We start from the raw sequence: 12,515 nt of genomic DNA, 5'->3' as shown, positions 1-12,515 counted from the left end.
GACCGCCTCGGCAGACGGCTTCGACCTGTGATGATGCGGCCGTCACTCGGGCCCCACTCGAATGCCGGTCATGTTCCGCTCGCAAGGGAATACAGAGCTCCGGGCGGGGTGACCTCGATGGAAATCCTCTGGCAGGATCGGCGCCATGCGATTCCGCGCAATGGCTGTTCTCCTCGAAAGCCGAGATTTCCCCCGCGGGAATGGGAGGGGATTTTTCGGACGGAAGGTGGCCGCATGTTCTCCGATATAGCCGAATTCCGCGACTGGTACGCCGGGCGTCGTCGCGCCCACGGCTACCGGGTAGATCGGGTCCCGCTCGACTCCCTCGACGGTTGGCGCACCGACCCCGAATCCGGCAACCTCGTGCACCGGACCGGGCGGTTCTTCAGCGTCGAGGGGCTGGACGTCGCGGACTCCGGCCGGGAGGTGGACGCCTGGCAGCAGCCGATCATCGTCCAGCCCGAGCAGGGTGTCCTCGGCATCCTGGTGAAGGAGTTCGCGGGCGTCCCGCACTTTCTGCTCCAGGTGAAGATGGAGCCGGGCAACGTCAACGGCCTCCAACTGTCCCCGACCGTGCAGGCGACCCGGTCCAACTTCACCGGGGCGCACGGCGGCAGATCGGTGCCGTACCTGGAGCACTTCGCCGCCCCCCGCTCCGGCCGGATCCTGTCCGACGTGCTCCAGTCCGAGCAGGCGTCCTGGTTCCTGGCCAAGCGCAACCGGAACATGATCGTCCAGGTGGATGGGGGCATCCCGCTGCTGGAGGACTTCTGCTGGCTGGACTTCGAGCAGATCGCCGAGCTGCTGCGCGAGCCGAACCTGGTCAACATGGATACCCGCACGGTGCTGGCCGGCGCGGCGTCCTGGCGAGACCGAGGCGCCGATCTGGTCGCGGACACCTTCCGGGGCGCGCTGGCCCGGTCCTGGGCTCCCGGCACCGTCGCCCTGCACGACACCACGCAGCTGCTCAGCTGGTTCACCGAGGCCAAGAACCTCTGCACCCTGACGCGCGAGCGGATCCCGCTCACCAAGGTCGACGGGTGGAGCCGGCGCGCCGGGGCCATCGTCCATGACCGGGATCAGCACTTCGCCGTCATCGGGGTGTCCGTCGACACCGACAGCCGCGAGGTCGCGCACTGGCAGCAGCCCATGTTCGAGCCGCGCAGCCAGGGCGTCATCGCTTTTCTGGTCCGCCGCATCGGGGGCGTACTGCACGTACTGATGCAGGCCCGTACCGAGACGGGCGCCTTCGACGGCGTGGAGATGGCCCCCACCGTGCAATGCCAGCCGGACAGTTACTTGGGCCTGCCCGAAGCGCGCCGACCCCGGTTCCTGTCGGAGGTGTTGGACGCGCCCGCGGAGAACATCCGTTTCGACCGAATCCACTCGGAGGAGGGCGGCCGCTTCTACCACGCGCAGAACCGCTACCTGGTGGTGGAGGTCGGGGACAGCTTCCCCCTGCGGGTCCCCGACGACTACGCCTGGATCACCCTGCGCCAGCTCACCGACTTCGTGCGGTACGGCAACCACCTGAACGTCGAGGCCCGGAGCCTGCTGACGTTCGCGGGCTTCTACAAGGAGGACGACACGTGACCACCCATGTCTGGGACTACCTCGCCGAGTATGGGACGGAGCGGGAGGACATCCTTGACGCCGTGCAACAGGTCTTCGCCAGCGGCCGGCTGGTGCTGGGCGAGAGCGTGCGCGGCTTCGAGGACGAGTTCGCCGGCTACCACGGCCTGCCGCACTGCGTCGGCGTGGACAACGGCACCAACGCGGTGCAGCTGGCCCTGGAGTCCCTCGGCGTGGGGCGCGGCGACGAGGTGATCACGGTGTCGAACACCGCCGCCCCGACCGTCGTCGCCATCGACGCCGCCGGTGCCGTCCCGGTCTTCGTGGACGTCCGCGCCGAGGACTACCTGATGGACACCGACCAGCTGGCGGCGGCGATCACCCCGCGCACCAAGGTGCTGCTGCCGGTGCACCTGTACGGCCAGTGCGTGGACATGGAGCCGCTGCGGCGCCTGGCCCGCGAGCACGGGCTGGCGATCGTGGAGGACTGCGCGCAGGCCCACGGCGCCCGCCACCACGGCGCGCTCGCCGGGACGATGGGCGACGCCGCGGCGTTCTCGTTCTACCCCACCAAGGTGTTGGGGGCGTACGGCGACGGCGGCGCCGTCCTGACCGGCTCCGCCGACACCGACCGCGCGCTGCGCCGGCTGCGCTACTACGGCATGGAGGAGGTGTACTACGTCGAGCGGACCCCCGGGCACAACAGTCGGCTGGACGAGGTCCAGGCCGAGATCCTGCGCCGGAAGCTGACACGGCTCGACGCCTACGTGGCCGGCCGTCGCCGGGTGGCCCGCCGCTATGCGGAGGGGCTCTCGGACCTGCGCGGGCCGGGCGGGCTGACCCTGCCGGCCACGGCCGCGGGCAATGAACACGTCTACTACGTGTACGTGGTACGCCACCCGCGCCGCGACGAGATCATTCGCGCCCTCAAGGAGCGCTACGACATCTCGCTCAACATCAGCTACCCGTGGCCCGTTCACACGATGCGCGGCTTCGCCCACCTCGGCGTGGAGGCCGGCTCGCTGCCGGTCACCGAGCGGCTGGCCGGGGAGATCTTCTCTCTGCCCATGTACCCGTCGTTGTCGGAGGCCGTGCAGGACAAGGTCATCGACGCCCTCCACGAGGTCCTGCGGGACCTCTAGGGAGTGTCCGCAAAGTAGCGCCGTCCGCCCGATCGAAAGGCCCACACCATGCCGTCCAGCACGGACACCCTCATCTACCACCGCGCCGACGTCTACCACGACTTCTACCGGGGCCGCGGCAAGGACTACCGCGCCGAGGCGGCCGTCGTGCGCGAGCTCGTCGAGCAGCGCGCCGCGGTGGCCCCGGCCGCCGGATCGCTGCTGGACGTCGCCTGCGGCACCGGCTCCCACCTGGCCGAGCTGAGCGGCTTCTTCGCCGAGGCGGCCGGGGTGGACCTGTCCGCCCGGATGCTCGCCGTCGCCGCCCGTACCAACCCCGGTGTGCCCCTGACCGAGGGTGACATGCGTGACTTCCGGCTCAGCCGTACCTTCTCCGTGGTCACCTGCATGTTCAGCTCGATCGGCTACCTGGAGTCCACCGGCGACCTGGACGCGGCGGTGGCGAACCTGGCCGGGCACCTGGCGCCCGGCGGTGTCCTCGTCGTCGAACCCTGGTGGTTCCCGGAGGGCTTCCTGCCCGGCTGGGTCGGCGCCGACGTGGTCGAGGTCGGCGGGCGGAGCATCGCCCGGGTCTCCCACACGGTCCGTGCCGGGCGGACCAGCCGGATGGAGGTGCACTACACGGTCGCGGCGTCCGACACGGGTGTCGAGCACTTCACCGACACGCACGTCATGACCCTGTTCGAGCGGGCGGCGTACGAGGAGGCCTTCCGCCGGGCGGGCCTTGAGCCCGAGTACCTGCGCCACGAGCTGTACGGTCCGGGGCTGTTCGTTGCCACCCGCCCCGGCGGTGCCGTGTGAAGGTCCGCGAACTGGGCATCGACGGCGCGTACGCGTTCGAGCCCGAGGTCTTCCACGACGAGCGCGGCTCGTTCCGCTCCCCGTACCAGGAGGCCGTGTACGGTGCGGCGCTGGGCCGGCCGCTGTTCCCGGTCGCCCAGGTGAGCACCAGCAGCTCGCGCCGCTGGGTGGTGCGCGGGGTGCACTTCACCGCCACGCCCGGCTCCATGGCCAAGTACGTGCTGTGCACGGGCGGGCGGGCCCTCGACGTGGTGGTCGACGTCCGGCTCGGCTCGCCCACCTTCGGGCGCAGCGAGCGGGTGGAGCTCTCCCCCGAGGCGGGCACCGCGCTCTACCTGCCGCCGGGCGTGGGGCACCTGTTCACCGCGCTGGAGGACGACACGGTGATGGTGTACCTGCTGTCGGCGGCCTACCGGGCGGACAAGGAGCGGGCGGTGCACCCGCTCGACCCCGAGCTGGGTCTGGAGCTTCCGGGCGGGCACGCACGGGTGCTGTCCGAGCGCGACCGGTCGGCGCCGACGCTGGCCGAGGCACGCGCCCGGGGTCTGCTGCCGCGGTACGCGGACTGTACGGCGGCCGGGGCGGACGGGGGCGGACGGTGAGCGCGCCGCGTCAGGTCGTCGTGCTCGGCGCCTCCGGGTTCCTCGGCTCGGCTGTGGTTCGCGCGCTGGCGGCCGACCCCGGTGTCCGGATGCGAGCGGTGTCGAGACGGCCGGTCGTGGTCCCGGAGCCGTTCGCCGGGCGGGTGGAGGTGTGCACCGCCGACCTCACCGAACGGGACGCCCTGGCCCGGGCGGTGGCCGGTGCGGACGCCGTGCTGCCGTTCATGGCGCGGATCCGCGGTGCGTCTGGGTGGCGGCTGTCCGAGGACGACACGGAGGCGGAACGGGTCAACGTGGGCCTGCTCGGGGACCTTGTGGCGCTGCTCGCCGAGCGGGCACCGGTCGCCGAGGACCCGCCCGCGATCGTCTTCCCGGGCAGCAACACCCAGGTGGGGCGGGTCACCGCCGAGCTGATCGACGGATCCGAGCCGGACCGGCCCACGGGGGTTTACGACCGGCAGAAGCACGCCGCCGAGACCGTGTTGAAGCGGGCCGCGGCGGCGGGCCTGGCACGGGCGGTGAGCCTGCGGCTGCCGCCCGTGTACGGGCCGGGTTCTCCTACCGCCGAGGACCGCGGGGTGGTGTCCACCATGATCCGGCGGGCGCTGGCGGGACAGCCGCTGACGATGTGGCACGACGGCACGGTCCGCCGCGACCTGCTGTACGTGGAGGATGCCGCTCGGGCGTTCACGGCGGCCCTGGCCCACGCCGACGCGCTGTCCGGCCGGCACTACCTGGTCGGGACCGGGCGGGCGCGGCCGCTGGGCGAGGTGTTCGAGGCGGTGGCGCGTGCCGTGTCCCGGTACACGGGGACGCCCGCGGTGCCGGTGCTGTCGGTGGAACCGCCCCCACACGCCGACCCGACTGACTTCCGCAGCCTGGCGGTGGATCCGTCGGCCTTCTCAGCCGCGACGGGCTGGCGGGCGCTGGCCGTCCGGGACGGTGCGCTGGACGAGGCACTGGACCGGACGGTGGCCGCCGTGGCCGCCGCTCAGGAGGCCGGGGCCACGTCCCGGTTGTGACCTGCGGAAGGGCCCCGCCCGGACCGGGCGGGGCTACCGGCGTGGCGTTCCCTGCCAGGCCCGCAGCGACTGCAGTACGGACACCACCCGGTGCGGGGAGGGCTGGGCGGCGATCTCCGCGCCGATCTCCGCCGCTCGCTCCCGGGGTCCGGGCCCGGTCAGCAGCTCGGTCGCGGCGCGCGCGATGCGGGCTCCGGACTGCTCCCCCTCGGCCAGCACCACGGCCGCCCCGCGTTCCTCGATGCGGCGGCACGGCTCCAGCATCTTCGGGATCGTCGGCACCAGCAGCTGGGGCACACCCGCGTGCAGGGCGGTCATGGCGGTCTGCCCGCCGCCGTGGTGGATGATGAGGTCGCAGGTCGCGAGGAGCGTGTCCAGTGCGAACCAGCCGGCGCGTACTCCGGGAACCTCGACGGCCAGCGCGTCGGCCACGTCCTGCGGGGCGGCGACGACCAGTTCCCCGTCGAGGCCTTCCACCGTCCGGGCCAGCTCGACCAGTTCGGCCACCCCGTCCGCCCCGGAGACCCGGCTGCCCGCGGTGACGCACACCCGGGGCCGGCCCGCCCGGCGCAGCATCCACGGCTCCAGCGGCCTGCGCAGGTTGGCGGGGACGAACCGCATCGAATGGCGCGGACCCGGGGCCAGGTGGGCGGCGCGCAGGCCGGGCGGGCAGATGTCCACCCACAGCGCGGGCACGGGCAGCCCGTCCAGCCCCGCCGCTTCGAGTTCGGTCGCCAGCTCGGCGGCGGCGCCGTTGTCCATCCCGGGCGGTTCGCCGAGGTCCCAGGTGTGCCGTACCCACGGCACCCCCAGCTCGTGGGCGAGGAGGGGCGCCGCGTAGCAGAGCGATCCGCCGATGACCAGGTCCGGGGCCCAGTCGGCGGCCAGGGACCGCAGCCGGGGCAGGGTCGCGGCGGCCAGTCGCCCGAAGCCCTCCCCGTTGAAGTGGATCCGCTCCTGCGGGTCGGCGGGGATGGACAGCGACGCCCCGGCCCGGTCCTCCAGCATGAACCGGCGCATGGTCCCGTCGGTGACGGGCAGGACGGGCAGGCCGATGCCCGTGACGTACGGGGCCATGTCCTCGGGGGACGCGACGAGGACGTCGTGTCCGGCGAGGCTGGCCGCCGAGGCGAGCGGGGCGAGCGCGAAGACGGTCGCTGGGCTCCCGCCAGTGACAAAGAGGATCTTCATCGCACGGAGGGTGCACCGCTGCGCTCGAGAACCGCTGGACCGGTGCACGGCCTCCCTGAGCGGACATCGAGCGCCTCTTGAGCAGAGGTTGACCGCCCTCGCTTAACAAGAGAGTCGGCCGGGTCTCCCCGGCCCTACCGAGTCACCTCTTCGAGAAGGAAACCGATTCGATGTCCCGTCGTGTCGTGATAACCGGTATGGGGGTGCGCGCACCGGGAGGAAGCGGCACGGAGGAGTTCTGGTCGCTGCTGGCCGCGGGTCGTACCGCGACCCGCCGGATCAGCTTCTTCGAGCCCACCCCCTTCCGCTCCCAGCTCGCGGGCGAGTGCGACTTCGACGCGGGAGCCGAAGGGCTCACCCCGCGGGAGACCCGCAGGATGGACCGGGCGACGCAGTTCGCCGTGGTCTGCGCCCGCGACGCGGTGTCGGACAGCCGCCTCGACTTCGGGGCGCTCGACCCGTCCCGGACGGGCGTGAGCCTGGGCAGTGCCGTCGCCGCCGCCACGAGCCTGGAGAACGAGTACCTGGTGCTCTCCGACGCGGGCCGGCAGTGGGAGGTCGACCCTCGTTATCTGTCGCCGCACATGTACGACTACCTGACGCCCGGGGTGATGGCCGCCGAGGTGGCGTGGACGGTGGGCGCGGAGGGGCCGGTGTCCCTGGTGTCCAACGGCTGCACCTCGGGGCTCGACGCCGTCGGCAACGCCGTCCAGTTGATCGCCGACGGCACCGTCGACGTGATGCTCGCCGGGGCCTCCGACACCCCGGTCACCCCGGTCGTGGCGGCCAGCTTCGACGCCATCAAGGCCACCACGAACCGCAACGACGACCCGGCGCACGCCTCCCGGCCCTTCGACGCTTCCCGCAACGGCTTTGTCCTGGCCGAGGGCGCGGCGGTGTTTGTTCTGGAGGAGCTGGAGGGGGCGCGGGCCCGCGGCGCGACGATTTACGCCGAGGTCAGCGGGTACGCCACGCGCCTCAACGCCTACCACATGACTGGGTTGAAGACCGACGGCCGGGAGATGGCCGAGGCCATCCGGGTCGCGCTGGACCAGTCCCGGCTGAACGCGGACGCGATCGACTACATCAACGCGCACGGTTCGGGCACCGTGCAGAACGACCGGCACGAGACGGCCGCGTTCAAGCGAGCCCTGGGCGACCACGCGTACCGCACGCCGATCAGCTCGATCAAGTCCATGGTGGGTCACTCCCTAGGGGCCATCGGCTCGGTCGAGATCGCCGCGTGCGCCCTCGCCATGAAGCACAACGTGGTGCCGCCCACGGCCAACCTGCACCGGGCCGACCCCGAGTGCGACCTCGACTACGTGCCGCTGACCGCCCGCGAGCAGCGGGTGGACACCGTGCTGACCGTGGGCAGCGGGTTCGGAGGCTTTCAGAGCGCGATGCTGCTGCGGCGGCCGGAAGGAGCGTCATGACGAGCACGGTGTTCACGGGGCTGGGAGTCGTCGCCCCCAACGGTCTGGGGACCGAGGAGTTCTGGTCCGCGACGGTGGAGGGCCACAGCGGCATCGCGGAGGTCACCGGTTTCGACGCCGACGGCTACCCGGCCCGGCAGGCGCGCGAGGTGAGGGACTTTGATCCGGCCGCGCACCTGCCGAACCGGTTGCTTCCGCAGACCGACCGCTCGACTCGGTTCGCGCTGACCGCCGCCGGGCTGGCGCTGGCCGACGGCGGCGTGGACCCCGCCGCGCTCGTCGACTACGACATGGGCGTGATGACCGGCAACGCGTTCGGCGGCTTCGAGTTCACTCACCGCGAGTTCGCGAAGCTGTGGTCGAAGGGACCGCAGTTCGTCAGCGTGTACGAGTCGTTCGCCTGGTTCTACGCCGTGAACACCGGTCAGATCTCCATCCGCCACCAGCTGCGCGGCCCGGGCAAGGCCCTCGTCGCCGAGCAGGCGAGCGGGCTGGACGCCGTCGGCCACGCCCGGCGCGCGCTCCTGCGGGGCGAGGCGAAGCTGGTCGTCACCGGAGGCGCGGATTCGGCCCTGGACCCGTGGGGTTGGTCCGCGCAGTGGTCCGGCGGCCGGGTCACCACCGGCGAATACCGGCCGTTCGACCGGACAGCGAGCGGGCACGTGCCCGGCGAGGGGGCGGCGATCCTGGTCCTGGAGGACGCGGCGGCGGCTCACCGGCGCGGTGCGCCGCGGATCCACGGCGAACTCGCCGGGCAGGCCTCCACCTTCGATCCGCCGCCAGGCTCCCCGCGGCCACCGGCGCTGCGCCGTGCGATCGAGCTGGCGTTGGCCCAGGCGGGCGTGGCGCCGTCGGAGGTGGACGTCGTCTTCGCGGACTCGGCGGGCCTGCCCGTGGCGGACCGGCAGGAGGCCGAGGCGCTGCGCGGAGTGTTCGGCGAACGGGGCGTCCCGGTCACGGCCCCCAAGGCGCTGACCGGGCGGCTGCAGTCCGCGGGCGGACCGCTGGACGTGGTGGCTGCGCTGCTGTCGCTGCGGGACGGGGTGATCCCGCCGACCGCGCACACAGACGAGACGCCTGAGGAGTACGGCATCGACCTGGTCCGCAAGTCCCCGCGGGAGGCACGCCTGGCGACGGCCCTGGTCCTCGCGCGGGGCGTGTCGGGCTTCAACTCGGCCGCCGTCGTGCGGGCGTACCACCACTGACGGAAACAAAAAGAAAGAGGTGAAGAAGGAACGATGAGCGACGACACCACCACCATGACGCTGGACGACCTGCGCCGGATCCTGTCGGAGTCTGCGGGCAGCGAAGGCGGCCAGCTCGACGGGGACATCCTCGACACCGCGTTCACGGAGCTGGGCTACGACTCGCTGGCCCTGCTGGAGACCACGGCTGTCGTCCAGCGCGAGTACGGGGTGGAGGTCCCGGACAAGGTGGCCACGCCGCGCGAGCTGCTGGACTCCGTCAACGGCGCCCTCTCCTCGGCGGGCTGAGCCATGCGTCGGCACACCCGCCACACGCTGACCTCCACCGCCCCGCCGCAGGCGCTGTACGACCTCGCCTCCGACGTCGGCCGGTGGCCGGCCCTGTTCGCGCCCAGTGTCGCCGCGCACTACCTGGAGCGCGGCGAGCTCACCGAGCGTTTCCGGTTGTGGGCGTCGGTGGGCGGGGAGGTGAAGACCTGGGTCTCGCGGCGTGCGCTGGACCCGTTGAACTTCCGGATCCGCTTCGACCAGGAGGAGAGCGCGCCGCCCATCGCCTCGATGGGCGGCGAGTGGATCTTCGAGGCGCGGGAGGACGGCGGCACGGACATCGTGCTGCTGCACGACTTCACGGCGGTCGGTGACGCCCCGGACACCGTGGAGTGGATTAACGCAGCGCTGGACCGGAACAGCCCGGTGGAGCTGGCCGCGCTCGCCAGGGCCGCTGAGCTCGCCGCGAACCAGCGGGCGCAGGTCGGTGACCTGCTGTTCTCCTTCAGCGACACCGTCACCCTGGACTGCACCGCCGAGCAGGCGTACGAGTTCGTGCACCGCGCGGACCTGTGGCCCGAGCGGCTGCCGCACGTGCGGCACGTGGAGCTGACGGAGGACGCCGCCGGGGTGCAGGAGCTGGAGATGGACACCGTCACCGCCGACGGCTCGGCGCACAGCACCCGTTCGCTGCGGGTCTGCCGGCCGGGCGAGCGGATCGCCTACAAGCAGCTGGTCCCGCCGCGGCTGCTGCTCGGGCACAGCGGTGTCTGGGAGTTCACCGGATCCGGGACGGGGACGGCTCGGGTCACCGCCGAGCACACCGTCCTGATCGACCCTGCCGCCGTACCGGAGGTGCTGGGCGCGGAGGCCACTCTGGCCGACGCCCGCCGGTACCTGCGCGAGGCGCTCGGCAGGAACAGCCGTACCACGCTGGAGCTGGCGGCGGCCCGCACCTCCGCCTGACCGCTCGACGAAACGACTTCGGCCTCCAAGACCCGGACGGGTCTTGGAGGCCGAAGTCGTGGAGGTGGTCGGTTCAGGCGGAGCGGCGCCAGAAGACGCTGTACTCGTCGATAGCCTCGACCTCGTCTGTGATGCCGTGCTTCTCGCGGAACTCGTCCACCGCCTTGCGGCAGGCCGGGATGAAGTAGTCGTCGATGACGACGAACCCGCCGGTGGACAGCTTCGGGTAGAGGTTGTCGAGCGCGTCGAGGGTGGACTCGTACAGGTCGCCGTCGAGCCGCAGGACCGCGAGGCGCTCCACGGGGGCGGTCGGCAGCGTGTCCTTGAACCAGCCCGGCAGGAAGCGGACCTGGTCGTCGAGGAGCCCGTACCGGCCGAAGTTCTCCCGCACGGTGTCGGCGGAGACGCCGAGCACGTGGTTGGAGCGGTGCAGGGCCATCTCCCGGTCCATGGGGTGGCCCTCCTCCCCGGTGTCCGGGATGCCCTCGAAGGAGTCGGCGAGCCAGACGGTGCGGTCGGTGATCCCGTGGGCCTTGAGGTAGCCGCGGGCGAAGATGCAGACGCCTCCGCGCCACACGCCGGTCTCGATGAAGTCCCCGGGCACCCCGTCGGTGACGACCCGGTCGAGGAGGGTGCGGATGTTGCGGATGCGCTTGAGGCCGACCATGGTGTGCGCGACGCTGGGCCAGTCGGTGCCCGTTTCGCGGTTCTCGGGGCGGAACTTTTGCTCGGGGAACCACTCGTTGGGGATCGGGTCGTCCTCGTAGACGAGGTTGGTGACGACCTTCTCCAGGAGGTCCAGGTACAGCTCTGTCGTGTTTTCCACGGGGAGTGTGTGTCCTTCCGGGTACGCCGGTGCGGTACGTGTGGTGCGGGGCCTCAGTAGTTGCCGAGGCCGCCGCAGACGTTGAGGGCCTGCGCGGTGACGGCGGCGGCTCCCGGGCCGACGAGGTAGTCGACCATCGAGCCGACCTCCTCGGGCAGCACGTAGCGGCCGACCGGAACCCGGGCGCTGACCCGGGCGTGGGCCTCGTCGACGGTGACGTCCCACAGACCGGCGTACGTCTCGCGCACGCGTGCGGCCATCGGGGTCTCGACGAAACCCGGGCAGACGGCGTTGACGGTGACGCCAGTGCGGGCCAGCTCCAGGCCCAGGGACTTGGAGAAGCCAACCACTCCGTGCTTGGAGGCGGAGTACGGGGCGCCGTGCAGGACGCCCTGCTTGCCTCCGGTGGAGGCGATGTTGATGATCCGGCCCCAGCGCTGCTCCAGCATGCCCCCGTGGTTGAGGACGTCCTTCGTCATCAGGAACACGCTGTTCAGGTTGGTGTTGATGACGTCGAGCCAGAGCTCGTCGGGAACCTCGCGGGTCACGCCACCGCCGGAGCGGCCCGCGTTGTTGACGAGGATCCCCACGGGCCCGAACCGCTCGGTCGCGACCCGGACGAACGCGGTTATGTGCTCGCGGGAGGTCACGTCCAGGCTCCGGCCGTCGACGTCCAGCCCCTCGGCCCGCAGGGCGGCGACGGTCTCGGCCACCCTGTCGGCGGTGCGGGCACCGAGGAAGACCCGGTTGCCGGCGCGGGCCAGCCGGGTGGCGATCTCGAGGCCGATCCCGCTGGTGGCTCCGGTGACAAGTGCAGTGCGTGCGTCGGCGGTGGCGCCGGCCATGTTTCCTCCCGATAGGTCGGCTGGGAGGCGCCAAGCTCGCAGTGCCCGCTCAAAGTGCTCTCCACGTGTCCTGGAGAACCGCTAGAGCGGGCGCCCACCGGCCGGTTCCGTGGTCGGCCGGTCTCACGCCGCCCGTGCGGGGACCCTCTCGACGCAGCGGTGCACGGCTTCCACGAGGTGGTGGGCCCGGTCGTTCATCCGGCCTATGGTGCGCGAGCCGGCGTTCTGGACGTACGCGAAGGCCAGTTCGCGGTCCGGGTCGGCGAAGACGAACGTGCCGTTGGCGCCGTCGAAGCCGAGGGCACGGGGGCCGAGACCGGCGGAGGCGGGGAAGACCGGGCTGTCGGGCAGCATGAAGCCGAGGCCCCAGGTGCTGGGCAGCAGTACCACTCGGCAGGTGCCGTTGGAGTGGGGGCGGGCCATTTCGGCGGTGCGGTCGGGGGCGATGAGGCAGATGCCGTCGACCTCGCCGACGAGGGCGGCGAAGAGCCGGGCCATGGCGTGGGCGCTGGCGAGGCCGCCGTAGGAGGGGTCCTCGACGGCCGGGTCCAGGGCGTCGTACAGCCGCATGCTGCCGATCATGGCCCGGTGGGTGAGCGATGCGGGGTCGCCGAGGGCCCGGAGCATGTCCAGCTCCGTA

General features: G+C 71.9%; 13 protein-coding genes. 9 read left to right on the top strand and 4 right to left on the bottom strand.

Annotated elements, in window-relative coordinates:
• Positions 1-234 precede the first annotated feature (234 nt).
• The 5 genes from ACY34J_RS28285 to ACY34J_RS28265 are packed head-to-tail and all read left to right on the top strand — an operon-like array spanning position 235 to position 5,139.
• On the top strand, positions 235-1,593 hold the full coding sequence (locus tag ACY34J_RS28285; protein WP_462729475.1) for an NDP-hexose 2,3-dehydratase family protein: 1,359 nt from the start codon (positions 235-237) through the stop codon (positions 1,591-1,593).
• A complete protein-coding gene (locus ACY34J_RS28280) occupies positions 1,590-2,714 on the top strand; it encodes a DegT/DnrJ/EryC1/StrS family aminotransferase (protein ID WP_462729476.1) in 1,125 nt (374 codons plus the stop codon). The genes ACY34J_RS28285 and ACY34J_RS28280 overlap by 4 nt, the downstream gene beginning before the upstream one ends.
• 48 nt (positions 2,715-2,762) lie before the next feature.
• Complete coding sequence (locus tag ACY34J_RS28275; RefSeq protein WP_462729477.1) at positions 2,763-3,515, top strand: class I SAM-dependent DNA methyltransferase; 753 nt, start codon at positions 2,763-2,765, stop codon at positions 3,513-3,515.
• On the top strand, positions 3,512-4,117 hold the full coding sequence (locus ACY34J_RS28270) for a dTDP-4-dehydrorhamnose 3,5-epimerase family protein (RefSeq protein WP_462729478.1): 606 nt from the start codon (positions 3,512-3,514) through the stop codon (positions 4,115-4,117). The genes ACY34J_RS28275 and ACY34J_RS28270 overlap by 4 nt, the downstream gene beginning before the upstream one ends.
• Positions 4,114-5,139: an NAD-dependent epimerase/dehydratase family protein gene (locus tag ACY34J_RS28265; RefSeq protein WP_462729479.1), complete on the top strand. Its 1,026-nt coding sequence runs from the start codon at positions 4,114-4,116 to the stop codon at positions 5,137-5,139. Before ACY34J_RS28270 ends, ACY34J_RS28265 begins: the two co-directional genes overlap by 4 nt.
• 33 nt (positions 5,140-5,172) lie before the next feature.
• Here the strand turns inward: ACY34J_RS28265 and ACY34J_RS28260 are convergent, their stop codons facing one another.
• On the bottom strand, positions 5,173-6,330 hold the full coding sequence (locus ACY34J_RS28260) for a glycosyltransferase (protein ID WP_462729480.1): 1,158 nt from the start codon (positions 6,328-6,330) through the stop codon (positions 5,173-5,175).
• A gap of 170 nt (positions 6,331-6,500) precedes the next feature.
• Here ACY34J_RS28260 and ACY34J_RS28255 point away from each other — a divergent pair, with 170 nt between their 5' ends.
• Genes ACY34J_RS28255 through ACY34J_RS28240 form a run of 4 tightly spaced genes read left to right on the top strand, consistent with a single transcriptional unit; the run spans position 6,501 to position 10,204 of the window.
• Entirely contained in the window at positions 6,501-7,766 is a 1,266-nt protein-coding gene (locus tag ACY34J_RS28255; protein ID WP_462729481.1) for a beta-ketoacyl-[acyl-carrier-protein] synthase family protein, read from the top strand.
• Positions 7,763-8,971 (top strand): ketosynthase chain-length factor, encoded by a 1,209-nt coding sequence (locus ACY34J_RS28250; RefSeq protein WP_462729482.1) that lies wholly within the window; start codon positions 7,763-7,765, stop codon positions 8,969-8,971. Before ACY34J_RS28255 ends, ACY34J_RS28250 begins: the two co-directional genes overlap by 4 nt.
• Positions 8,972-9,004: 33 nt before the next feature.
• Positions 9,005-9,259, top strand: coding sequence for an acyl carrier protein (locus ACY34J_RS28245; protein ID WP_462729483.1), 255 nt, complete (start codon positions 9,005-9,007; stop codon positions 9,257-9,259).
• Between the two features lie 3 nt (positions 9,260-9,262).
• On the top strand, positions 9,263-10,204 hold the full coding sequence (locus ACY34J_RS28240; protein ID WP_462729484.1) for an aromatase/cyclase: 942 nt from the start codon (positions 9,263-9,265) through the stop codon (positions 10,202-10,204).
• A 73-nt stretch (positions 10,205-10,277) separates the two neighbouring features.
• Here ACY34J_RS28240 and ACY34J_RS28235 read toward each other — a convergent pair whose 3' ends face one another.
• From ACY34J_RS28235 to ACY34J_RS28225, 3 genes are all read right to left on the bottom strand, one after another.
• Positions 10,278-11,030 carry a TylF/MycF family methyltransferase gene (locus ACY34J_RS28235; RefSeq protein WP_462729485.1) on the bottom strand — a complete coding sequence of 251 codons (753 nt, stop codon included), beginning with the start codon at positions 11,028-11,030 and terminating at the stop codon, positions 10,278-10,280.
• 53 nt (positions 11,031-11,083) lie between these two features.
• The gene (locus tag ACY34J_RS28230; protein WP_462729486.1) at positions 11,084-11,875 is read right to left on the bottom strand and encodes an SDR family NAD(P)-dependent oxidoreductase; all 792 of its coding nucleotides are present in this window, start codon (positions 11,873-11,875) and stop codon (positions 11,084-11,086) included.
• A gap of 123 nt (positions 11,876-11,998) precedes the next feature.
• A partial coding sequence (locus tag ACY34J_RS28225; RefSeq protein WP_462729487.1) for a serine hydrolase occupies positions 11,999-12,515 on the bottom strand: 517 nt, incomplete at its 5' end.

It is taken from the genome of Streptomyces sp. HSS9-12, assembly GCF_054963655.1.
This window is presented reverse-complemented; position numbering and strand designations above follow the sequence as displayed.